The 24,799-nt window shown below is 37.0% G+C and carries 28 protein-coding genes; 7 read left to right on the top strand and 21 right to left on the bottom strand.

The window, feature by feature from the left end; genetic code table 11:
* Window positions 1–170 precede the first annotated feature (170 nt).
* The 7 genes from AS4_RS08800 (at window position 171) to AS4_RS08760 (ending at window position 6,227) form a co-directional block, all read left to right on the top strand.
* A complete protein-coding gene (locus AS4_RS08800; protein ID WP_096733910.1) occupies window positions 171–620 on the top strand; it encodes a BLUF domain-containing protein in 450 nt (149 codons plus the stop codon).
* A gap of 39 nt (window positions 621–659) precedes the next feature.
* Window positions 660–1,127, top strand: coding sequence for a BLUF domain-containing protein (locus tag AS4_RS08795; RefSeq protein ID WP_096733909.1), 468 nt, complete (start codon window positions 660–662; stop codon window positions 1,125–1,127).
* A 1,354-nt stretch (window positions 1,128–2,481) separates the two neighbouring features.
* Complete coding sequence (locus AS4_RS08780) at window positions 2,482–2,670, top strand: hypothetical protein (protein WP_096733907.1); 189 nt, start codon at window positions 2,482–2,484, stop codon at window positions 2,668–2,670.
* A gap of 125 nt (window positions 2,671–2,795) precedes the next feature.
* Window positions 2,796–3,449, top strand: coding sequence for a DUF4145 domain-containing protein (locus tag AS4_RS21990; protein WP_167468939.1), 654 nt, complete (start codon window positions 2,796–2,798; stop codon window positions 3,447–3,449).
* A gap of 384 nt (window positions 3,450–3,833) precedes the next feature.
* Window positions 3,834–5,117: a Y-family DNA polymerase gene (locus AS4_RS08770; protein WP_096733906.1), complete on the top strand. Its 1,284-nt coding sequence runs from the start codon at window positions 3,834–3,836 to the stop codon at window positions 5,115–5,117.
* Window positions 5,118–5,237: 120 nt separating this feature from the next.
* A complete protein-coding gene (locus AS4_RS08765; protein ID WP_096733905.1) occupies window positions 5,238–5,648 on the top strand; it encodes a hypothetical protein in 411 nt (136 codons plus the stop codon).
* Window positions 5,649–5,687: 39 nt separating this feature from the next.
* A complete protein-coding gene (locus tag AS4_RS08760; protein ID WP_096733904.1) occupies window positions 5,688–6,227 on the top strand; it encodes a hypothetical protein in 540 nt (179 codons plus the stop codon).
* Window positions 6,228–6,358: 131 nt separating this feature from the next.
* Here AS4_RS08760 and AS4_RS08750 read toward each other — a convergent pair whose 3' ends face one another.
* From AS4_RS08750 to AS4_RS08650, 21 genes are all read right to left on the bottom strand, one after another.
* Entirely contained in the window at window positions 6,359–6,727 is a 369-nt protein-coding gene (locus AS4_RS08750; protein WP_096733902.1) for a hypothetical protein, read from the bottom strand.
* Window positions 6,728–7,234, bottom strand: coding sequence for a lysozyme (locus AS4_RS08745; protein ID WP_096735499.1), 507 nt, complete (start codon window positions 7,232–7,234; stop codon window positions 6,728–6,730).
* Window positions 7,218–7,451, bottom strand: a complete 234-nt coding sequence (locus AS4_RS08740) for a phage holin family protein (RefSeq protein WP_034618350.1) — start codon at window positions 7,449–7,451, stop codon at window positions 7,218–7,220. The genes AS4_RS08745 and AS4_RS08740 overlap by 17 nt, the downstream gene beginning before the upstream one ends.
* A 44-nt stretch (window positions 7,452–7,495) precedes the next feature.
* The gene (locus tag AS4_RS08735; protein WP_004720115.1) at window positions 7,496–7,687 is read right to left on the bottom strand and encodes a hypothetical protein; all 192 of its coding nucleotides are present in this window, start codon (window positions 7,685–7,687) and stop codon (window positions 7,496–7,498) included.
* Entirely contained in the window at window positions 7,687–12,159 is a 4,473-nt protein-coding gene (gene gpJ, locus AS4_RS08730) for a host specificity protein J (protein WP_096733901.1), read from the bottom strand. Before gpJ ends, AS4_RS08735 begins: the two co-directional genes overlap by 1 nt.
* Window positions 12,160–12,211: 52 nt before the next feature.
* Window positions 12,212–12,862 (bottom strand): tail assembly protein, encoded by a 651-nt coding sequence (locus AS4_RS08725; protein ID WP_096733900.1) that lies wholly within the window; start codon window positions 12,860–12,862, stop codon window positions 12,212–12,214.
* Entirely contained in the window at window positions 12,846–13,601 is a 756-nt protein-coding gene (locus AS4_RS08720; protein ID WP_096733899.1) for a C40 family peptidase, read from the bottom strand. Before AS4_RS08720 ends, AS4_RS08725 begins: the two co-directional genes overlap by 17 nt.
* A gap of 3 nt (window positions 13,602–13,604) precedes the next feature.
* Complete coding sequence (locus AS4_RS08715; protein WP_096733898.1) at window positions 13,605–14,405, bottom strand: phage minor tail protein L; 801 nt, start codon at window positions 14,403–14,405, stop codon at window positions 13,605–13,607.
* Window positions 14,389–15,564 carry a phage tail fiber protein gene (locus tag AS4_RS08710; RefSeq protein WP_096733897.1) on the bottom strand — a complete coding sequence of 392 codons (1,176 nt, stop codon included), beginning with the start codon at window positions 15,562–15,564 and terminating at the stop codon, window positions 14,389–14,391. Before AS4_RS08710 ends, AS4_RS08715 begins: the two co-directional genes overlap by 17 nt.
* Window positions 15,565–15,614: 50 nt before the next feature.
* A complete protein-coding gene (locus AS4_RS08705; RefSeq protein ID WP_096733896.1) occupies window positions 15,615–15,956 on the bottom strand; it encodes a phage tail protein in 342 nt (113 codons plus the stop codon).
* Window positions 15,953–19,828, bottom strand: a complete 3,876-nt coding sequence (locus AS4_RS08700) for a transglycosylase SLT domain-containing protein (protein WP_096733895.1) — start codon at window positions 19,826–19,828, stop codon at window positions 15,953–15,955. The genes AS4_RS08705 and AS4_RS08700 overlap by 4 nt, the downstream gene beginning before the upstream one ends.
* A gap of 57 nt (window positions 19,829–19,885) precedes the next feature.
* Entirely contained in the window at window positions 19,886–20,296 is a 411-nt protein-coding gene (locus AS4_RS08695; protein ID WP_096733894.1) for a hypothetical protein, read from the bottom strand.
* A gap of 210 nt (window positions 20,297–20,506) precedes the next feature.
* The gene (locus AS4_RS08690; RefSeq protein WP_096733893.1) at window positions 20,507–20,980 is read right to left on the bottom strand and encodes a phage tail assembly chaperone family protein, TAC; all 474 of its coding nucleotides are present in this window, start codon (window positions 20,978–20,980) and stop codon (window positions 20,507–20,509) included.
* 40 nt (window positions 20,981–21,020) lie between these two features.
* Entirely contained in the window at window positions 21,021–21,491 is a 471-nt protein-coding gene (locus AS4_RS08685) for a phage tail tube protein (protein ID WP_096733892.1), read from the bottom strand.
* Window positions 21,492–21,561: 70 nt separating this feature from the next.
* Entirely contained in the window at window positions 21,562–21,783 is a 222-nt protein-coding gene (locus AS4_RS08680; protein ID WP_096733891.1) for a hypothetical protein, read from the bottom strand.
* Between the two features lie 29 nt (window positions 21,784–21,812).
* Complete coding sequence (locus AS4_RS08675; protein WP_096733890.1) at window positions 21,813–22,166, bottom strand: DUF3168 domain-containing protein; 354 nt, start codon at window positions 22,164–22,166, stop codon at window positions 21,813–21,815.
* Window positions 22,163–22,615: an HK97-gp10 family putative phage morphogenesis protein gene (locus tag AS4_RS08670; protein WP_096733889.1), complete on the bottom strand. Its 453-nt coding sequence runs from the start codon at window positions 22,613–22,615 to the stop codon at window positions 22,163–22,165. Before AS4_RS08670 ends, AS4_RS08675 begins: the two co-directional genes overlap by 4 nt.
* A gap of 8 nt (window positions 22,616–22,623) precedes the next feature.
* Complete coding sequence (locus tag AS4_RS08665) at window positions 22,624–22,965, bottom strand: phage head closure protein (RefSeq protein ID WP_096733888.1); 342 nt, start codon at window positions 22,963–22,965, stop codon at window positions 22,624–22,626.
* Window positions 22,966–22,974: 9 nt separating this feature from the next.
* Window positions 22,975–23,262, bottom strand: a complete 288-nt coding sequence (locus AS4_RS08660; RefSeq protein ID WP_096733887.1) for a head-tail connector protein — start codon at window positions 23,260–23,262, stop codon at window positions 22,975–22,977.
* On the bottom strand, window positions 23,246–24,517 hold the full coding sequence (locus AS4_RS08655; RefSeq protein WP_096733886.1) for a phage portal protein: 1,272 nt from the start codon (window positions 24,515–24,517) through the stop codon (window positions 23,246–23,248). Before AS4_RS08655 ends, AS4_RS08660 begins: the two co-directional genes overlap by 17 nt.
* 8 nt (window positions 24,518–24,525) lie before the next feature.
* Window positions 24,526–24,738, bottom strand: coding sequence for a hypothetical protein (locus AS4_RS08650; protein WP_096733885.1), 213 nt, complete (start codon window positions 24,736–24,738; stop codon window positions 24,526–24,528).
* Window positions 24,739–24,799 lie beyond the last annotated feature (61 nt).

Here is a 24,799-nt window from a genome sequence, read left to right as displayed (position 1 = left end):
ACTTTACATTTCCTGTTTCGACCCATTGGTACGATTTGTTAGCTTTTGATTAATTATCAATGTATTGTAGTCATCGTTACTAATCTTTCTATGTGAATACATAAAGCTTATTAATAAAATTAAAGCGTTAGCACTAGTTCGAAGTAATTATTTATCGTGGAAGCCTTCTAATGGAATTTGTAAGAGTTTTATATGCAAGTAAAGCTACGAGTACTCATCCAGATCTTAAGAATGATTTGATAGAAATTCTTAACACAGCTGTTGATTTCAACTCTCGCAATGAAATCACAGGTGTTCTCTACTACGGACATGGATATTTTGTTCAATGTCTTGAAGGACGTAAAAGTAAGGTTGATGATCTTTTTTATAACCGAATTTTAAAAGATCAACGTCATCAAAACTGTGAGATTTTATATTACGAAAAATGCGACATAGGTTTGTTTAAGCATTGGAATATGAAATTTGCCCCTGTCAATAAAAGACTTGGTGACTTTTTCCTAGAAAATCATCGTGATGATTTCAATCCATTTCTTCTTTCTAGTGAGACGATCCCTTCTTTTATCGACCTTTTAGCGGGTGAATACGCTATTGAGGCATATAATTTTGATATCAATGAATAAAATTTTTTATACGAATCTACGCAACTTGAGAGAAGATGTATGCTAATTCGATTGTGCTATGCGAGTACTCGAAATGAATTAGCCAATGACCTTATTGAAGATTTAAATGCTATCTTAAATACTGCGCGTGATTTCAATGGAAAAAATAAAATTTTTGGTGTTCTATACTATGCCAATAATCATTTTTTTCAATGTCTTGAAGGTGAAAGGTCTATAGTTCAATCGTTATTTCATAGTATAAAAAATGACGCTAGGCACAATAGCATTATTGAATTTGAAATCATGAATATTGACAAAATTAGTTTTAAAAACTGGTCAATGAAATACGTACAAAAGTGCTCAAAAGTTGATTTATTTTTTAATCAGCTTGGCTATGACTCATTTACGCCAGCAGCCCTCAATAATGCTCATTTAAATAGCTTATTAAATGAGCTTTTGAAAGAAAAGCAAACTCGAGTGCGTAAAAAGGTCGGTTTAAATCAGCGAGGAATCTCCTCTTTTCTTTAAATATCAAAAGAGAGGGTTATGGACCCTCTCTTTTAAAGAATTTCAAAGTTTGACCGATTGACTCGCACCCAGTTGCTCTGATTCACCAGATATAGATGCTTTTACTAATTTAAAAAGCGTAACAAGTTTTCCAGCGACAATAGAAACCAAATCGAGTTAATGAATGGATTAATCTCTTGATGGCCACTTGTTAAGTTTTCACTTTTAATTTCCTATACCTATAGAGATGTATTGTTACTACCCCTAGATAGATAAAGTTAAATCGTTTTTACCTTAGGTACATGTTTTATTATTATGAAAATTATTTATCTTTAATATAATTAAGTTTTATGAGTAATTCATTTTATTGTTATTATTAATACTAACTACTTTAAAGTTACAATTTTTATAATTAATATTTTCGTTTATTCTTGCATGGTCAAGCTCATCCCATAATTCAAAGTAAAAAAATTCAGATGTGTCTGAATAAATCCAAAACCATAAAGTTGATTGATCTTTTTTGACTGGGTCATAAATACTATCTTTAACTTTGACAAGTTTATGTAAATGAAATTTATCATCTTGAAGTACTATTTCATGAATACTCAATAGTGTGATTCCTGCAATTTAAAATCATTTAGACTATAACTCATTTTTATTTCTTTTTTTTATTATGATTTTTTTAAAAATGTAATTTAATGATTAAATGTAAATGTTTCTTTCTATATTTAAGATAAATTTAAGCTAAGCTGGAAAGATTATTGAGTAATATATCAATAACGTGAATAGATTTTAATCCGTATTAAATTCAATACAGTAGAACCTGATTTAAAGTCGCACGTGTATGCTATGAGTCCTAACAATAATACACTCTTCTAAGGTATCTCCTGTTCCAGCATCACGAAGATGTTTGTACTTGACTTGAAGACGCCAAAAATTGCCACATTGTCTAAGTCTTTTTATTTTTATTTTGTTGCTAACTTATCGCAAACATGTTGAATATACCGCCAGTTTCTGCAATTTTTCTGAATTCACGTATAATAGAGATGGAATAAAAGCACAAAAAAAAGACCTATAAGCTCTTGAATCCCTTATAAGTCTTTAAAAATCTTGGTAGGTATATCCAGACTCGAACTGGAGACCTCTACGATGTCAACGTAAAGATAAATTTTTAAATATCAACATACTAATAAAAAATTGTCGTATATATGTCGCAAATGCTAAAAATCTTTTCAATAAAATATAAATTTCATACTTTCAAATTCGTTTCAATTAAAAATATTGGATGTCTTTACATAACAATACAATTAATATTGTTTACTGTAATTTAAAGTATTAATCTAGACAAAATTTATTTAAAGATTTTGGTAGGAAGATGAGTCAAAATTTAGAAACAAAACTCGAGCAAATTGAAATAAAATTACACAATGCAAGAAGAGAGAGAGATGTATGGGCATCTTCTAAAGGCGGTAATTCAAACGCAAAAATGGCAGATCAATTAGTACGATCCCTAGAAAAACAAAGAGATATATTAATTGAAGAAATAAATAGCCAATTAGAGTGAATTTTAAACTCCAAAAACCTTAAATCAATAATTTCTTATTTATCTCTCTTGAAAAGATCTAATCAAACTCAACAACATAGTAACTTTATAAACATTTAAATTCATCTAACCTTTAGGAATTATCCATGGAAATTGTACAACCTGAATTCGAACTAAGAGCTTTTAATTGCCCTTCATGTAAAGCTTATGCACATATGCAATGGAATCGCAAAATTCTTGTAGTAGGCAACTATTTAGTTCATACAGCCTCATGCGCTAAATGTAGCCAAGAATCTTTATGGCGCTCTCAACTTAATGAGCTAACTAATGAAATTTTAGAAACGCACATGATATTTCCAGATATTTCTGTCTCCGTTATTCCAGAAAAAGATATGCCGCACGATGTAAAAGTTGATTTTGAAGAAGCAAAGTCAGTATTTCATAAATCCCCAAAAGCATCAGCTGCCTTACTAAGACTTGCTCTACAAAAATTATTGAAACACCTAGGCGAACCTGGCAATAATATCAACGAAGATATCAAATCGCTTGTTGCACAAGGCAAATTAAATGCAGCTGTGCAACAAGCAGCAGATACTGTAAGGATTACAGGAAATAACGCAGTCCATCCTGGTATCATGAATGATGATGACATAGATTATATTGCTGCAAAAATATTCGATTTGATTAATTTCATTGTTAAAAAAACTATTACAGAACCACGAGAGATAGAAGAAATTTATAAATCAACTCCTGAAGGTGCAAGAGAGGCTATTACGAGAAGAGATGCAGCCAGATCATAAAATGTAAATACAGTATTAAAGGTTTTAAAGAATTCATATCTTTTAAACCTTTGTTTTATTTTTTATATGCAAATTAAATGGGATAACACAACTAAACCTAGTTAGGATCGCGGGAGTTGAACCCGCTTACACATTAAACAATCAAGTCATATAACATCTATGGCGTTTTAAATCAATGAGTTAAAACTTTTATAGTTGATAGTATATTACTAGATATTAAATATCTGTGGCAAAAAATGTGGCATGAATTTATAAAAACATCATGAGAAAAATTAAATTAAAACGTCTTATTCTGACGCACCCTTGTTTATCCACAGTTTTTAAATTTGAATTTAATTTACTAGAAAATTATCATGAATTTGATTTCGTTACGTAATCAATTTTATGAAAGAAAGGATTATCGCGCTCATCGATATTAATAATTGCTATGTGTCGTGTGAGCGCTTATTTCAGCCTAAGTTAAATGGAAAGCCTGTAATAGTGTTGTCCAATAATGACGGCTGTGCTGTTGCACGCTCTCAGGAAGCCAAGGATCTTGGTATAAAAATGGGTGTGCCACTTTTCCAAATCAAAGACATAGTTGAAAAGCACAATGTAGTTGTTCTATCAAGCAACTATGCAGTCTATGAAGAAATGTCACATAGATTCACAGCGACAATAAAATCATTTGTCAGTGAAAAAGATGTTGAAATTTATTCTATTGATGAAACTTTTGTTGAGCTTACAAGCTATGTAAATCAAGATCTAAATGTACTGGCTGGAAAAATAAAGGATGCCCTTTTGAAGTGGCTTGGCTTGCCAGTGTGCATTGGCATTGGTCGCAGTAAAACAGAAGCTAAGATGGCAAATCACATTGCCAAGAAGAATAAGCACTTTCAAGGAATCTGTAATCTTGTAGAAATGGACCCATGTTCCAAAGAAGGACTATTTCAAAATATAGATGTTGGTGAGATTTGGGGAGTCGGTCACAAGCACTGTAAAAAGCTTCATTCATTAAATATCAAGACTGTTTTTGATTTAGCTATCGCAGATCCAGCGTTTATTCAGAGTCAGTTTTCAGTTGTGATAAAGCGTACTGTATTGGAGTTGCAAGGCACAGCATGTATTGAATTGGAAGAAGTTGCACCTGATAAAAAGCAGATAGTTTCTTCAAGATCCTTTGGGCAGCGAGTCTCAGATAAAGATGCATTGTCTGAAGCCATGAGTTGTTATATACAAGGTGCTGTTAAAAAATTGAGACGACAAAATGGTTTGACTGGATGCGTTATAGCTTTTGCACATTCAAACCCTTTCGACACTAAAAAGCCATTTTATAAAGCAAGTGTGAGTGTTTCATTTCCTGAGCCAACAGATTCAGCAGCAGTAATTATTAAGCATATTCTTAGGCAAATGGATAAGGTTTACAAGGATGGTGTGGATTTTAAAAAGTGCGGTGTGATTCTGACTTGCATTGAATCTAAGTCGAGATATGTGCCTGATCTTCTTGCTGATCATGAGGAATTACAAAGGAATGACGATCTTCAAACTGCGCTTGAACAAGTGAATGAGAAGTTTAGTAAGAAGTTGGCGATTGGACCATGCTTATTGAAAGACAGAAAATGGAGCATGAGTCGAGGGAAATTGACGCAAAATTATTTTAGTTTTGATGGATTGTTGGAGGTTGGTTGACCGTTCGTCGGGAGATTTAAAATAAAGCAATTTTAAGCTTGAATGTGCAAATATAATTGCACATAATAAACATATAGAGAGAAGCAACAGTGCATCACTCAGAACTGCGAGGCAGATAAAATGAAAACTTTAATGAATAACTTGGAAGCTTTAGGATTTACTAAAGAAAATGGTTTGAATGGCTTATCTTTAAATAATCTTGCTGTAAGCTTACATTGGTCTGGTGAATCTGCAGTTGTTGCAGTTGATGGCAAGCAAGTATTTTCTTCTGAAAGTGAATCAGAAATTATTGAGTTCGTTAAATCAGAAATTATAAAAAACGAGGCTTCAAAAACTAATGATCAATATGATGCTGAAGTTATAGCAAGTGAAGTTGTAAAATATTCTGAAATGAAATATTACGCAGATGAAGATAGTCGCGGTAAAGCTGAATTAATTAAAAATGCCTTAAACTCCATAAATGAAGTCCTTCCTAAAACAATAAAATTCAGTGATTTTCAGAAGCTAGTTGAATCAAACCTACATCATTAATTTTAATTGCCCAGAAAGGGGCGGCCAAAGGATATTAAAATGAATAATCAAGACATTATTAATAATCAAATCTCAGCTCAAATTGAAAATCGATTTGATGTGGAAATTCAATACACTAAACATAAAAATATGGAAGACAATATCCGTATTTACGAAAACAAAGGGATCTACTACATTGGCTTGCGCGCAGTTGAGAAGCCAATTTATAAGCATGAATACACTGAAATCTTAGACATGGTTCAACAGGATCATTTTGGAAACAACTTTATTGTTATTTCTGAACATTACGATTGGTTTTGGAATAAGTATTTTAATTTCAAGGATAGCGACAAGCTTGAAAAAATAGGTGTTTCATTATTTGGAAAATCTTGGAAAAAAGCTTTAGCGGAAGCATTAAATGTTGATGAGCGCAGAATAACACATTGGCTTCAATGCACTAGACCTGTGCCAGATGGTGTGTGGAATGATTTAAAGATTATTGCTGATCAAAGGAAAAATGAAGTCCAGAATGTTATTGATATGCTCACACTATCAGTCGAAGAACTAACAAAGAAAGAAGCAAAAAAAGCCCTCAACTAAGGGCTTTATTCTTCGCATCATTCAAAGCGCTACATTCATTGTATTTAGCAACAGTATCAATGATCCAAAGTGTTATTTCTTTGCCCTGCCCTGACTCAAGTTTCAAGAGCTTAGGGCAAGGTACAACTAGATTAGCTGGAATCGTCGGTGATAAGTGTGTTGATGATGCGCAAGCCGTCATCATCAACACAAACATTGTTATAAACAGGACGCTCAATGATCTTTTGCACTTCACGGATTTTCGTTTCTGTGATGACACGTTGTTCTGATTTAAGCTGCTCATAATCTGCGCTCACTTTATTTATTTTGTTTTGCTTTTCGACCAATGCCTTTTGCTGATCATCTTTGAGTTTTTGAATCTTTATATTGCAAACTGTTTCAGCATTTCTAAGCTTTGTGGCCAAATGATTCGTATAAGCAATTTGTGCCAGGTATAAAAAAATAAAGACCGCAATTGCAATCCATTTTTTATACTTCCACAAGATTGTGGCTATTGGCATTTACTGCACTCCCATACACTTGCTATAACGATCTTGTTGGCGTGTCCAAACACCATAACAACCATTTGAACGTATTGAGCAATCTCGCTTGGCTACGTATTTGTATTTAAGAAGTGATGCACAGGCTTGCTTATACTGCCCTGCCTTCAAATTACGAAGCATTGATGAGCCATTCCAATTTGCTTGGCCATAGTTGTAAACAAAGTCGAGATATACGTCATACTCAGTCTGAGTAAGTTTCACACCCTGCAGTGACTTGCGAAACGCAACTTCATCTTTAGCGATATGGGCCTTTGCGATTTGAACTGCACGTTCTTTAGTGACAGGTTTATCGGTCATTTTGACTTTAGTACCATTTTCGTACTGAGTAGAACCGATACCAATCGTTGCAACTTTTGCACTGTCTAAATATGGTTTAGGCTCATAGCCCTCATACTTTATTAATGACGTAAAAAAAGCAGCCGAAGCTGCTAAACCTATTGCTATGTATTTAGTCTTGTTCATAATCTTTCCCATGCATGCGTTTATTGTGTAATTGCTGATCCCGCTGGTCTTTGCGATATGCTGACCAAAGCTGAATGATTAAACCCACTACAGCACAAATCCCCCCTACAACGGCCATCCATTCAGTGGTAGATAATCCCCCATATATAACCATTGATCCCCCTGCTAAATTTGTTGCTAAACCGAATGATGCTGTGCTTGATGTTGCTGGTTCTGCCATGACCTATTTCTCCAGAAAATAAAAAAGCACCTATGTAGGTGCTTTCAATTCAAATAATATTGGTTTTCAACCAGCTGCTGATTTTTGACCAGATAACGCTGTTGCTCTATCTGGTCCTCTATTTGTAATACATCTTGACCTGGATCAAGATGTATTCTTTGCTTTAAGAATTCAGGGCATTCAACAACATTTAGAATGACACCTGTTTCAATACAATACACTGCAAAATATGCCATTATTTCCTCATCGTCATTGCGTGAATATAACGCTGTGATACATTCACATTGCCGCCAGAATCTGAGCGCAATTGAAGCTCAAACGTTCCCGCAATCAATGTGGAATCATGCCTTGAAATATTTAAGGTTCCTGCACTTCGAGCACTGCCTCTAATCTCAACATTGTGATTATGAATCCCGTCTAAACCCATTGATGCACTTCCCGACAAACTTAAATTATGGCTATGTGAACCCGTTGTGTTGGTCGATCCATTGTAACTATGGTTATGTGAAGAACCCGAAATTGTTCCAGCTGTTGAGTTTTGGGTATTACCATTGAATGAATGCGAATGGCTTCCTGAATCGGTCATTGAGCCACTAACATTGACGGTTATACTGTGATTATGTTGCCCACTGTTTTGAGTCGTTGTACCAACAGAAGCATAATCAATAAAATGCACTTCTAAATCTTCAAAGATGACAGATCCATTTTTGAGTACTCGACACAGTAAACGCTGACTCGATGTATAACCCACAAAGCTAAATACAGATCCAAAAGTTAAGATCGTATGGCCCATATCTGCTGGTACAGCCAAAGTTTGCACAGTGGTATAACTTGTACCAATGGTCAGATTCGCTTCAGCAAATGCCGAAACAGGAACAGTCACAGCATTGTCTTTGATCTTTAGCGTATCTACCGCAAGGTTTGCTATTTTCCCCTCTGTCACGGCTAAATTGTCAATTTTTGCAGTTGTCACAGCCAAAGAATCAATCTTGGCCGTCTTAACAGATAAATCAACAATATGAGATGTATTCACTGATTGGTAATCCATCATTGCAGCTTTTAGATAAGCTGAGACAGGGAAAACAGTTCCTGTAACAGGATCAGTAAATGGTGTAGTTCGAAATATAAAAGGGTAATAACCTGTGCTATTTCCACTACCAATAGCGAATGAATCAAAATTTAAAATAAATTGAGATTCAACACCATCGTTTGCGCCACCCCACCCTGCAATTTTCCCATTCACATCAAGCTTGATAAATTTCTGCGCGTAAAGACCATTAACAGATTGTGTAACTTCTTGAACGGCAGCTTTATTACCATTCAATTCTGTTTGGACTGTATCCGTCCGAATGGCTTGCGCCATATCTGCTTCGATTCGTGCTGATTGTTCAGACCATACGCCAGCATAACCGCTAGAATTACCAATCAAATCAGACTCAGAACCGATCAATGGTGGATTGATTTGCGCATACACCCCATTCAGCATGGTTGTATTTGCAATGACGCGATTATCAACAGCAGATAAATCCGACTTGACCTGATTTAAAGCACCTGTACTTGCTTTGTCTTTAATTTCTAAATTTAAAGCATCAATTAACACCGCATTTGAATTTGATTTCTCAACTGCAATTTGTGCTGAATTTCGCACAGTTGCTAAAGCTTGATCATTCTCAACAATGTAAGTATCAATCTTTTGGACAGTGGCCTTATCTCCATCAATACGCGCTTGAACTTCTTGCTGTGCAAAGGCTTGAACATCATTGACTTGTGCAACAGTTGTATCAATGCGCTTACTCAAAACCAGATCACCTTCAATCATTGCGGATTGAAGCGACCAGGTTCCCGCGAAGCCTTGATCATTGCCAATCAGATCAGAAGTGGACCCAATTAAAGGTGGGTTCAACTGAGCGTAAACACCATCAGTTTTTTCAGCAGTCAATTTCAGATTATCAGCAACAACTTTAATTTCTGATTGTGCAGCGGCTATTCCATCCTCACTTGATTTCTTAACCGTATCAACAACCTGAAGTACAGCCTTATCTCCATCAATAATTTGCTGAGATAAACCATCTTTGGCTTGTTGAATTGCAGATTGACGATCAATAATTTCTTGATTAATCTGATCCTTAGTATTCTGAATGTCCTGTTTGATTGGCCCTATTTCTGCATCTACTGCTTCAATATGATCAATCTTAGTTTGCAGATCTTGATGAAGTTGCGTTTCAGTAATCTTACCTTCCAAGATTTCCAAAATATCCGATGCATCTGCTGAAGTGGTTGCATTGGTCCAGCTTGACCAGGGGCCAATATTTCCAATTCGATCAATCAGACGAGCACGATAATATTGTTTTAGGTTTGGTTGTAGCCCTTGCAAAGTATGCGTACTAGTCGGATAAGCAAATAATCCCAATTGAGCAATATTACTTACACCATCGGGTGAAACTTGGATTTCCGTATAAGCTGTATCCAGTGCACCAACCGCAGGAAAACCCCAATCCAGTTTGATACCAAATAAAATTCCCGTTGCATTAATAAAAGCCAATGCTGGTGGAGTTCCTTGTTTACCTTTTAACTCAGTCAAAATTGAATAGGTCGGTAATGAGGCCACTTCAAACGCATTAATCGCTGTGACTTTTGCTTGATAATTTCCTGAATAAATCCCTTGAACTTCAACTGAGTTGTTACCCGTTATCGGCATCTTCATCCAAGAGCCATCATCTTTGCGCCATTCGACCAAATACTTCACAGCACTTGCTGCCTGTGGCCAAGCGATTAACATCGTGGCAACCGTTAATCCTTGTTGCACCATTTCATCTGAAGAAACCGAAACTGATTCAACAGGTGATTGTAGATTTGGATTAATGATTGAGATTGGACGATCATCAATAAATGTTCCCTGGTCAATCGCATCAAATTTTGCAGGATTATATTGCAAGCCAGTTATTGTGAATTGATGTGTATCATCACGGCTGATTGATACCACTCTAAACTTCATTGTTGCCAAGTCTTGAGCATCCACAATCCACACGTTCTGTGCTGCTACAGAATCGAATGCAGCCACAACGGTAATTACTCTGCCATTTTTTGACTGAACCATTCGCGCCTGTGCTTTACCATCCTCTCCATTCACCACCAAGCGATCACCCGCGCGACATACAACATCATCACGATCAACAGTAATACTTTTTAAATCAGCACTCACTGAAGAAATACGTCCACCATTGGCACGGCCTGCAAAAATTGGATCTGCAATCTCAATCACTTTGCCTGGCCGCGGAATAAAACCATCTAGGCCGACTTTAAAAGTCACAGTTCGAGTTTCAAACTGTTCGGTTTTTAATGCCCAATTTCCAGCACGTTGTGCCTGACCCACTGAAGTACAACCATAGGCAGAAATATCTAAGATGCGAATGCCATACTTTGCAATGGCTGCCTCATCACGCACAATTTCATATTCAGTTTTATAACGATTTTCTGGATTGTCATAAGCCACTTTCGCAATTGTATGTCGATCACGTGCACGTGTGCCTGAATATTCAAACCGCCCATCAATGACGTTGGCACTGGTGAAAGTGTATAGCGTGTCTTGTGGAATATCGGCATCACAGACAATCGCTTGACCATCCCAATAAATATAGGCTCTGAAAGCCCCCGCCATTTTGGACAATACAGACCAAGCATCATCCTGAGATTGCTCATAAACATTTAAAGTAAATCGTGGTTCTTGCCCCCCTTTACCATCTGGCACCAGCTGATCACAATACTGGCCTAAACGATAAATAGACCATTTATCAATCATGGATGAATTGATGCGATTACCCAAAGCATAGCGCTTTGCAATACAAGCATCATAAAAATGCCATGCTGGATTGTTGCTATATGCTCGTTTAAAGCTACCATCCCATAGTCCTGTATATATTCGTGTCTCAGGGTTATAGTTGCTTGGTAAACGAATTTCCACACCTTCGCATTCAACTGCCATTTTTGCGACATTTGAAAATGTTTGTGCATCATAACGAAGCCCAAGCAAAGCGGTATTAGGATAGCGCAGCTTTGCATCAATCACTTCTGTGACCGCCTGCACATACATTTTATCGCTGATAAATTCTGAGCTGGTATTTGGTGTTAAACGTCGAATACGCACTTGCCAACCTGAATCAGCTTTTGGTAATTCAATGCGATGAGAACGTTCATAGTTGGCTGAAGTTTTATCAGAAATTTGAGTATTTAAGACTTCAGACCAAGTACCACCATCGGTTTGCACATCAACTGCATAACGAATGGTATATCCATTTAAATCACCATTACTCTCATTCTGTTGACGTAATGGTCCCCAACGTAGGCGCAAACGAACCGCATCAAGCTCTGTATTATTAAATGCTTTGACCCATGGCGTTTCAGACTTTAACTCAACCCCAATCGCTGTTTCAGATGATATGTCTGGAAATCCCTCAATATAGGTTTGATCGTTTGTACCCTCTCGGAAATCAACGCTGACATTTTCAAAGTTCCAATTACCATTTGCATCTTGCAAAGGTGTGTCATCTAAAAAAATTGATTTGTACCCGTTGGCCAAACCTTTAATTGGACCCTCAGACAAACCACCAAGAATTTTTATAAAAGTTTTAGATTGTGCTGAGTCAAGATCAATCACTGGCTGACGTGGCTGTTGTGCCCCAGCTTTTGCGCCCTTAATTGGTATATTCATAAATTCCTCAAGCATAAAAAAAGGCGCTTTATGCGCCAGGACTCAACCTTATCTACATCATATCTTCTGGATATTGCCCTGCCGATATAATGAATCCACCAATCTCTCGTTTACCACGCAATACAGGTACAGGATTACCTTGGGCAATGGTTGTCACCGCTCCACCAAAACCAAAATTGGCACGATTGCCATCTTGGTTTTGATTTGTATTCGGATCAACTTTAGGTACGAGCATTTGTGCGATACCACCCATCACCATGCCTGCACCCGCACCGATCAAAGCAACCCCCATGTTTGAAGTTGCGCCACCAGTCCAGAAGCCAGCAACAATCAATACAACACCAAGAACCAGCTGCAACACTCCGTTATCACCACCTGCACCCATCACACGTGGCACAATCTTGATTTCTGTTGTATCTGTGAGCATATCTATTTCAGACACACCAATATTGTGGCCAGAAATAATTCGTCCTGTTGATGCATCAAAACATGCTGCTTTTTTCTTGCCACGTTGTTTGGATTTTGAATCAGTAAAAATAGCAAAAGCCAAACCACGTTCATGCGCACTCAACATGTAATTTTCAAATCCATCAATCTGAGCGGATAAAGCACGAATCGCTTCACGTGGGCTCGCAACATCAAGTTTAAATTGATGACCAAATTTTTGACCAAGTACACCGTATAATTTAATTGTTTTTAACATTTCGATGCCTCACAGTGATGGCAACCCGTTCTTGCCATTGTTGGCCAAACACTTCACGTACAGACTTTCGATTGTATGGGTGATGCAAAATCAGCGAAGATCCCACACAAGGCTCAGTTTGTTCTGATTTCAATGTGCCAATATCGCCAAGCCAAATCACTGCATGATTCACATGTTCAGTGCGTCCTACTCGACATAGCAATACATCACCATATTGCAAGTCTGTAACTTCGCTAAAACCTGCTTTACTGAAGTTATCCAAATACAAAGAAGCATTTTCAGCAGATTCCCACCAGCGATCTAGGCGCTCAAAATCAGGCAATTTAATGTCGTATTCACGTTGATAGAAATCACGAACCAGTGAATAACAATCTTGCCAACCATGCTGATAATTACGCCCAACTAAAGGTGCTTGATAACCACATGGCTCATAGACTTGAAATTCAATATCGGGATAAGCACATATGACCCAAGGCTTTTTATGCAATTCAATTTGGATTAAATCCAGTTCAGAAGCCCTTGCTGAAGCATTCGGATGTGAATGCACATAGGCTTGGATTTCCCCGATATCTTCAGCGTGTGCAAGATCTATAGGATCAATTTCAAACTGGTCCTGAAAATTAGAGATATTCTGGCAACGAATATATTCCTTATTTACAATCACACCGCAACATTCGACTGGGTACATTTCAGCGGCATGCAAATGGATCTCTTTTTTAAGTTTTGCTGATAGCTTCATAAATCACCCAATCATGTTGGCTGCTGGTTGACCGCCAAAACTTCCTTCATTGTTTCGGATCTTGCAGGAACTTAAACGACCACCACATTTATCTAATGCAGGATTGTCCGTTGGTTCGTTTTTTTCAGTAAACATAGCCGCGCCTGTATAACCGCATTCTTCACCACGATAATCACCCATCATGCACCAATGGCATTGGCTACTGATTTGCCGTATTGGAATACGCTGACCTTCAAAGTCGATTGGATTCGACAATTCAAAAGTCACTTGCTCTATGTTTTCAGAGGTTTTTTGTTCGATAAACCAAAGCTGATTTTCAGCTTCATTCGATGCTGTTGGATTACCCTGGCTGAAATTTTCAGCATCAAGATATTTAGCCAATGTGGAAATTACGGTAAGTTTTGCACCTGCAAAATCATTGAACTGTAAACAATAAGCCGATACCGCATTTTGTAATCCATCTATATTGTTAGCCATTGATAAAGTTGGGCTTGATGCTCGACCTGTGGAATTCATTTCCATACCATCAGCTTGAATTGCCATAGCTGAAAAGGTTTTGCCTTGCCAAATGATATTGCGCTGCCAAACTTTATCTGTACCAACATCAAAAACTTTACCGATCAAACCAGTATCAGACCCAATCAGCCCATCTGATCCTATCGATGAGTAAATTTTTTCCCAATCCTGAAAAGCGATATGCCCATGAAATCGCAAAATGCCAGCTCCTAAAGCGCTGGCATCTAATTCAAATAATGTAATTAGCCCATCAACATAGAGTTTCTGATAATCACTGTTGAGGCTCATAAGTCACCTCGTCATAGCTTTCGTTCCCATCCTCATTGAGCACAGGTACATTATCAAAGATCGGCTGACCTTCACTGTCTACAGCTTGTACCCATTCGAATACTGGCTCACCTTTATCATTGATAACAGGTTGATTGCTCAAGATTGGAGTACCATTTTTATCAGTTTGAATATGGGTAACAGGCTTTTGATATTTCTGGCCATCCACGATGACGGTGTTACCTTCATCATCAAATAAGTCTTCATACTTGGTAATGTAAGTCAGTTGCGGTGCATACTTTACTTGTTGAACCATTCGAGGCTGTTTTTCAGTCCTTGGTACTTTTAAAACAACAGGCTTAGCATTTGAATGAAGTCGAACATCAATCCAGCGTGGTTCACCATTGGCATTATTTGGAATATCAATTGGTGCATCCAAATTCGCTACAATATCTCCTTCTTCATTGAGCCTTTTCTTAAAGGATTTAATTTCAAGATCACCATTTTCTAATGTCTGATATTCAACTGCACAAATACGATTGCCATTGGTATCAGTTGGTACTTCAATCCACCAACCTTCTTTAGCAAAGCCTAGTGTATTTTTAATCAGGTAATGACCAATATCCACTTTTTCAAAAATAGGATTTTGCTCTATTGCTTCATCATTCGCTGAAATCTTATCAGCAAATAATTGAACAATTGGAGATGCAGCTTTAACAAAACCGTTTGAATCTATTGTTGTATTATTTCCTGATAAAATTTTGCCATACCGCACTCCACGGACCGAAGGATCTACCTGAACAGAAGTAGAAACTCCGTGATATAAATCTCCATTATTAGTACCAATCAAATAATTATTTGTATAAGCACTTAAAGTTGGTAACGATATTGCAGTTCCCGAACCCGAAGACACATCAGGCACATCCTTAAAACTAATAAATCTTGTTTTACGTAACTCAGCAGTTGGTAAATTTTTAAATGGATTTGAAATCTCAGATTGAAAAGCACCTAAGCCAAATGCCCCAGTTTGCAGTAAATTTCCACTTTCTTCACCTACATAGCGACTTGCAGCATGGGTACTATTGGTGAAGTTTTCATTTAGTTTGGTGCCTGTCGAACGAAACGTATCACCACCAGCACCACTTGGTGCGGTTCCTAAATTAATGTATTGATAAGTCATATTTTTCTCGCAATAAAAAACCGCCTTTCGGCGGCTAATATTTGTTGAATTTAAGGGTAAAAGACCTGGGTAAATATAGTTGAGATTTGCCACAAACCAGCGCCTAACGATACCAATTGATATTCACCAGCTTTGACACGTACTTCACCATCTAAAGGCGAATCCCAAAGGAACGAATCAGCAGCTTTATGATCATCAAAAAAGGCCTTAATCTCTCGAATTAAAGCCTCTTTGCCATTTTTAGAGAATTGCCAGACACCTGACTTATTGTTAATCCCCACCGATACATTTTGTTCATAACCATCACCAAATTTACTGGTTAAGACTTTAAATGTATTGGATTGAGAGTTACCTTCAAAGTTTTGGCAGTATATAAATTTTCGATCACTCATTTAGATAATATTCCCCCTTGCCTTTTTTCTTGCCGTAGTACTGCCCGTACTGTATTACCAATTACTTGCGCTAGTTGCTTTTGGTCTTGGGTATTACCACCTGAAGTACTTACACCTGAATCTGAAACTTGAACTGTAATGTTAATATCCCCACCAGAGAACTGAGCCATAGAGTTATTAATAGGGTTATTGATTTGTTTAGGTATAGATAACCCACCAAGTGAAATATCACCTCCAACTAAACCACCCTCAGCATATCCAGCTAGAGCCATAAAGGACTGACTAGCAAGAATTTCGCTATTTTCAAACAGATCACCAGAACGGATTGCTTTTCTAAGATACTCAAATCCAGCAGGACCACCTAAAGCATTAATTTCCTCTTGATTTAAAACACCTTCCCCTTTATGAACAATACCAGCAGCTTCATATTTACCACCATCACCCGTATAACCACCGTCAGAAAATCCTGCAATGGTTTGTGCAGCTATTAACCCAACAGATGCATAACCCAAACCACGGATTGCTGCGGCCATTGGAATACCCATTACATAACCACCTTCAGCCATAGCCTTAGTTGCTGCAACTTCAGTATTAATCATAGCTTGGGCCATCGAAATCGACTGGTTTGTTAAAAACATGACCTTATAAGCAGCACTTGATTCGCCTGCTGTATTTTTAATCATTTCAGCCATTTGACTAAAAATAGTTCCTGTCCGGGATAAGAGATCCTGCCAAATATTCATTTGAATATCATGTTGACTCTGGATCAAGTCCTTTTCTCTTTGAGCATACTCATCATCTAATGCAGCCTTTGCCATTAAATAGTCTTCATGCGCAGACAAAAGTTGAGCATTTCGTTCTGTTTCATCATCTACACCATCAAAAATTCCTGAGCGCTGATTTGAATAAGACTTATCTAAAGCTCCATTAGCACCATCATAAAGATTTTGTAAATCCGTCCAAGCTGCCTGTTGTGGTTGTTGTTTACGATAAACATAGTCCAGACTTTGATAAATTGAATCATCCATAGACTGTCTATTTTTTTCTAAAACAGCACCGACAGCCATTTGATTGGCTTGCAAAAGCTTTTCACGAGTTTCTTTTGAAAGTTGATAATTTCTCAAAATTTCATCACGTTCAACTTTATAACGTTTTAAAACAATTTCAGTCTCGCTCATGTATGCCTCAAAGGCTGACTGAACTTGTTGCTCCTCATCACGTTTAACAGCTTCAATTTCAGCTTGCTTTTGACGTTCTTGTGCAGCAAGAATTTCCATTTTCTCTTTTTCAGACAGGTCTGTTCTTGCTTTTGTTAAACTCATCTCCTTTTCATAATTTTGAGTGATTTGAGTAATTCGGTCTGTCTCAAATTCAAAATATGACTGATATTCAGCCTTTTTATTAGCCCGAAGAGTATCTGATTGGGATTTATAAAGTGAATTCTCTTTAGCAATCATTTCAGCCAATTGAGGCGTTCCACCATAAGTCTGCGTAATTTTTTCAAGTCGGTCTTGATGATCCTGCGCAAGTTGCTGAGACTCTGAATAATATTTTGCATCAATTTCTTTACGCTTATCATCTAAAGCCTTTTGAGCATCCACAACATTCGAAGTTTGCTCTAACAGCTCAGCCTGTGACGGCAGTAAAATACTCTGATCAACTGTGGTTTTGCCATTTACACCTGCAAAATATTTTGCAAATTTAGGCACATACCCTGCTACTTCTTTGGCTTTTTCAGGTGACATTTGATTTTTACCATTGCCGATATTGCCAGCCAAATAGCGTTTAGTTCCTGTTGTTCCAGCGTTATATGCCATCAAAGCTTTATGTAAACTCCCAAATTCTTGAATGTTATACGCTAAATCCTGAGCTGCTGCTGTAGCCTGAGCTTCAATTGTACTACTGTCATTTAACTTGTATTTCTTTCTAAAAATACTCGTCGTTTGAAATAGACCTTTAGCACCTGTAGGACTAATTGCTCCAGCGCTACCACCAGACTCACCCAAAATCAACGCTGCTAAAGTACCTTTTGGCAATCCATAGCCTGCTTCAATCTGAGCGAAATTATTTTTTGAAGCAATACCATTCACTTTCGCTATTGCTGCCAAGTCAGTTTTAGTAAAATTGTAATTCTTTTGAGCAAAACTTTGATTTGCCTTACTGATCTCCAGTGCTGAAAGAGGATTTTTCCCATAACCTAAATCCGCGGCATCACGATAGTCTGCAAAGGACTCAGCTTTCTCTCTACTTCCTCCTGCTTGAACAAACTCTCGTATATATTTTTCACGTTGAAGAGATTTATCTATATTATTAATAGCTTCACGCTGTTTTTGATTCAAAGCTAAAAATGCTTTTGCCTGAGCATTAACACTCTCAGTAACACGATCATTAGATCTGGCAAGTTGAGCATTTTTAGATTCAAGCGTAATAAGCAATTGCTGGTGTGTTTTCAACTTCTCATTTACATCACCATAACCTAAATTTAATTTTGCAATATCATCCAAGTCTTTTTGACTAAACATACCTGTTGCTTGAAGTTGTTTAAATGCCTCGTTAGTGTCCATCCCACTTTTAGTGACTTGTCTAATCATACTGTCATATTTTTCAATTTTATCTAAAGTCCAAATACCTTCTTTAGACATTGAAAATGCAAAGTATTTATTTGTTGCCAATTCTACAGCATGTGCCTCTTCTTCAATCTTTTCACGTAGCTTTGATGCTTCAAATTGACGTTGTTCATCATTTAATTTGATGTAAGATTTAACCAATTCTTCAACATTCTCAATCTGATCAATAAGCGCTTCTTTTGACTCATCACTAGAGCTTTTCATATAAAGGAATGCCGCACCAGCAGCAATGGCTTGAACAGCTAACATGGCCAAACCAGCTGGACCACCAATTAAACTCCACATCGATGCACGTAATGCTGCTGTAGCAGATGTTAATGTTATTGTTTCACCAGCCATTGCCGCCAATGTCATCTGATAACGTACACCCTCAATGACACCCTTTACAAATTGGAAAGATAACATTCCAATCTGTACCACTAATCTAGTTGCAATTGCAGCACCAAGTGCAATTGCAACAGCCTTAATAGTATCGAAATTTTCTACAACAGAAGTAATAACAGGCGCAACATGTTCTGCCATTTCAACTTTAAAACCAGTCCAAGACTCCAAAAGCATTTGGACACTTTCATTGGCATCAGCTAAAGCATTGGCAGTACTTTCACTTACAATCGAACCAGCAGCTACAGCATTATCACCCCATTTTTTAAACCCAGCACCACCTTTTTCTAATAATGGAATTAACTTTGAGGAATCCCCAATAATGCTTTCCATATAAAATTTAATATCATTTTGTGTAGCACCCACTTTTTCTAATGAATCGTAAAATAATTGTAAGGCTTCTGGACCTGATAATTTTTGAAATTGCTGAATTGTCACACCAACCAAGGGCGCAATATTGGTAAAGAAATCTGCAAGTGGACCGCCCCCAGATTGCTGAAAATCACCAATACGATCTTGCATATCTTTCATTTGATCTGCAAATTGCTCCATTTCAATACCAGCTGAACGTGCACCTTTCGCATAATATTGAAATTGAGTAACGCTTGAATTAGCGAGCTTTGCAAATGAAGTAAGTTGATCACCTGCATCCATCAAACTATTTACATAATCAACAACTACACCAACAGATATCCCTGCCAAAATTGCCCCAAAAGCTTTAACTGCCAATCCTGCTGTAGTAAAACCTTCTTCAATTTCACTGGTTGCCTCTGTAGCAGCATCTCTTGCTTGATTCACTGGTGCAACAAATTGGCCAATTCGTGCCACCAAATCCAAAGTGAGTGTTCCAAGTTTTGATGACATTACTTTTCTCCAATTATAAAAAAACCCCGCGTTATGCGGGGTTCAAGTACTTTTACATTATTCAGGTTTGTCGTGATATTTCCTATCTGAACCTAAAAATTTTAACACTCTAATCTCATTTACAACATCAGCACCATAACTATTTTCAGCAGTATATTTAACTATAAATTCTAAAGTATCAGATACCTGCTCAACAATTACTTCACGTGGTTTAAATGAATATTCATTTTTTAAATTTGATTTTTTTGCTTTATTAAAAGCCGCTTCTGAAACACTGTTAATATATTTTTTTGATATTGGCTGATTAATTTTACCATCCATTAAAACTTTGACTTGCACAGATTTGCTAGAATTATTCCCATCAATTACTGAAATATTAAAAACTTGATCCTTTTCAATCATTTTTTCATTTACTGCAAAAGTATTACTAGAAAATAAAAGGGCAATCATTAACAAAAACTTTTTCATATCTTAAATCCTTAAACTTTAGGATAAAATACTAATTAATGGATTAAAAAGAAACCAGTCTAAGCCAATTTCTTTACTCATCATCTTCAAATTCCAACTCACTCATCTCACTTTCTGGTTTATTTTCATGTGACATAAGATCATAGATACTGATCTCTTTAACACCTTTAGAAACTAAAAATGAATGATGTATCTTGGAGAACTCTTGCTCTATTCGTCTGCCAATGTTGAAGCTGCCGTATTTTTTGAAGTACGCTGAGTACTTTTTGACTTCTGAGATCGGGAAGGCTTTGATTTCTGAGAACGTCCGACCTGTTGCGATTCCGATTTCGATAATAAGTTCGTCGTCTGGGCTAAGGTCTGCGTCTTTCCCAAAACATTGACTTCCACGATTTTAGACCAGATAGCATCAACCAATGCTTGGTTAAACTTGGTCCGTACATCATCTTCATTAAATTCTAACTTACCGTCTTTATCACAAATAACTGAAGCCAAAATCCCCGCCAAAGCTTCTTTCTTTTCACCGAATGCTTTTAATTGGGCTACAGCAGTATCATAAGAAAACGGCAAGATAAAAGTGTTAAATTCACAGTCTTCACCACTTACCTTGATATTCACTGTAATTTCTTCAGGTTTACCCATCAGCAAACCAGACTTGATATCTTTAAGACTTAACTTTTTCATATTTCACCAAAAAGTATGCCCCGAAAATCGGGGCAGTATGTTAAGGGGCAATTGTTCGTTTAGTTCGCTTCACTGGTGAAACACGTACCATTGTAAATGTATAGCTTTCAACTGCATCCACTTCTACATCATTTGGTGCGGTTGGATTGATATAGCCTGTAAACTCATTCCAAGCCCGTGTTTTTGGCAATGTTACTATGCCAGTGGCCACAGTTGGTGGTTCCTTAGAATGACCAGAACCAACATACCACACCAACTTTTCACCCGATTCAGCAATTTCAATCAATCGGTCATGACTGGTATTGGTATCATCATAGTTAATTTCTAAAGACCCCTCACCAGGATCACGCATACCGCGCTCATACTGTTTAGAATCAGCATCTAAACAAGTAATATCGATTTTCGAAAATGAATCTTGACCGTAGCCAATTTTCTTTAAACATTTAAACTGGACGACTAAATCATCAATCACAGTAAATAACTGTGTACCTTGTGTTTTTACAACAGGCATAAGCTACCACTCCATAAATAACAGGCAATAAAAAACCCCGCTTGCGCAGGGTTTCATTAAAAAAATTAAATTAAGGTTTATAGTCTAAATCGACAGAAGCACCTGTTACAGAATATTGTTTAGGTTCTGCCATGCATGCAGTATTAGTCAGAGAAATATATATCTCTTTAACTGCCAACTGATTTTCAGTTTGAAATTTTGCAACCTCAATACCAACGACTTCAGCAATACGTTTTTCTAAATCCTCTTTTTTTGCTTCAATTTCATGAAGCATTTTTAAATATTCAGACATAAAATTTCACCTTGTTTTTATGCATTATATCAACGATTCAACCACCAACTCACAGTAAATCCACGTGCAAATAGCTTGGTGACTGTTTCATAATGGCCAAGTCTTTCATTTACAACGCCATGATCCTCTAAAACACGACAAACTTCTTTTCTTACACTTGTCGCAGTGACTTGATAAGGATCATAAATTAAAATCTGAATTTCCAAATGATCAACAGAAGCCCCACAATCCAAATGATTTTCAGGTGTACCTGAAACTTCGGTCCAGACCAAATAAGGCGTAGATGTTTTATCAGGTGCTAAATCCTCAAAAATCCGATTTGCCAGCAATGACTTAACCTGAGTATCTGCTTGTAATATCTTAAACAACTCTATTGTATTCATAATGCAGCAATGGCCTCATCTAACTGTTGCATAAAAGATTGAGAAAAACGTCCAATTACGGCATCGACATTATTCGCTAAAGCAGGACGCATAAATGGTACAGCTGGAATTGTTGAAGTTCCAAATTCAATGAATCGCCAATGCCGGGTATCACCACCACTTAATCCTGCTGTACTGACAGAATATTGGTTTTGTCCAGCACCACCTTTAATCCCTACTCGCATTTTTATACTATTTCGATCACGGACTTTACCCGCTTGAACCGTGATATTTTTGTGAATTTTTTCAACAGTTTCAGGATCATCAATCGCTTTGGCATTATTTCGAGCCGTATCTCGAACAATGTTCATCGCTTGACGGCTTGCTTTACGTACAAACTTTTTAACTTCCTTTTCACTGCCAATACGACGCATCTTTTCACGAAAATCAGGCAATCCATGTATCGACATTAGACCTCCTATGGTGGATATTTTTCTAAACCACCACTTAAAGTGAATGTACAGTATTCATTGCCACTGTTTGGATCATCCAATGCTGATGAAGTAATCGCATAGATACGGCCCTTATGAATCACTCGCATAGTTGTTTCAATATCAGTCCGATAATTGATTTTTAAACGAGCAACTGTTTCAGACTGTGCCGCTTGCGCAGCAATTAAGTCACGTGCTGATAATGGTGTAATTTTTGCCCATAGCGTTTTGTAATCCACCCACTGTTCAGGAATGGGATAATTATTTTCATCACGACCATCTGTTTTTTGCTGTATTTGAACACGGTGTCTAAGCTCATTTGAACGCATAACACCACCTCAAATGCACAATGGGAAATAATATGGCGAAAGCAAATCTTTGACGGGTTGTGGCAAGAATCCATCATTTGATTGTGTATTTTTATCTACACCCCGATTTTCATCAAAATAACCGCACATCATCAATATTGCACGTTGATGAATCTTATTTTCAGGATCATATTTATTTTTAATATGATCCTTCACGGCCTGCTCAGCACTCTCTAGAATTTCCTGTAAATCGTCTTCAACAATATTATCCAGATCATATCGTAAGTGAAATGCAACTTTTTCAACTGTCAGGGGCATTATCATTCTCCTTAGATTTTTCAGAACCACCCGCAAACGGATCTTCTTTAGCATCACGCTTAGATAATGCCTCAAGTGAAAAGTTTTGTTGTTGCATATAGACAGAGTTACCACCAGGTACAGGTGCATAATTAAATTGCTCCCGTGCTTCATCAGGTGAAATAATGCCACGCTGCACACCAAGAGAATAAAAATTCATTTGTGACATTGAATCCATTCTCAACAAACCAGATATATCGAGAAAGGCTTCATAGCCTTTTTCTTTAAGCCCCAACCCATCATCTAAACAGTTTTCAATTGCTTCAATTAACGCCTGTAAACAACTATTTAAGTAAATACGCTCCATATCTTCAGGCTTTGTACCACTTGGTAATGAACCAATATTGACCTTAAATGAAGGAACCTTCATAACAGAACAACAGATTTCAGCAGACCATTTGTGTTGCTCAATCATCTGAGCATCAGAAGCAGGAATAGACATAGCAACATATTTCATGTCACCACCTAAAACAGCAGTTTTACCAATATTATTACCTGAATAATTTTCGTTCCAAGCTGCTTGGATTTTTTTTGCATCTGCTTCTTCTATTTTGCCTGGTGCTGTCAAAATCCCACTTGGCCGCCCCATGTTATGGAAGAAACTTGAGCTATACTTTTGTATTTCAGTTCCTTGAACAGCAGCATTATTAGCTGCTTGGATGCGACTAATACCAACGAGCGGATGATATAAGCAGTTTTCCCGATCATGAATGATTTCAGAAGCAGGTAAAATAATTGATTCCATCTGACCAGCAAGCCGATCAATACCGATTCTATAAAAAACATCACCAGAATCTGAAATCAAAGGCATAACATTGTCAGGATTTAATACAATCAAATGAAGTATTTTTCCAAACGCATCACGACGTTTGAAAACATAAGTATTACCACGAGTAATTTTTGAAATAATCCAATATTCCAAGAATTGCTGCATTGTTTGAAATGGATTAGGTTTTACTAAAAACTTTAGATTTTTATCTTTAGTTTTTACCCAAATAGCACCATTTTTCTTTTTTAAATCTAATGGTAACTTACCAATGTCTTGTGAGATTGTAGAAATACATGCAAAAACAGCATGAAATAAAAGTAAGTCTTCACGTTTTAGCTCAATATTTCTTTGCCAAGCGCCCGTAAATGGCTCACTTACATAGGTCCAACCACTTTGAATCGCATTAGCTAGCGTTTTTTTTCGAAATAAATCACCAAACCAACTCATATTTTCACCTATTTCGACTTCGACAAACCTTTTTCAGAAACAAGTCCACCAAAATCATCCACAACTGGCGTCCCATTCAGATTTAACAATAATTTCGGATCACTTTTTTTTTGCAATTTTGCTATACCCAGAGCGATCAAAATTTTGGCTTCATGTTCCTGAACTGTTGCAACTTCACCTTTTTTCCCAAGTGGGGCATCTTTTAAATATTTGATTTCCACAACATCACCTATTTATCGAGAAATAAAAAAAAGCAGTCTCGAAAGACTGCTTTGCACCTTT

The sequence above is a fragment of the Acinetobacter guillouiae genome (genome assembly GCF_002370525.2).
Classification (GTDB): Bacteria; Pseudomonadota; Gammaproteobacteria; order Pseudomonadales; family Moraxellaceae; genus Acinetobacter; species Acinetobacter guillouiae.
This window is presented reverse-complemented; position numbering and strand designations above follow the sequence as displayed.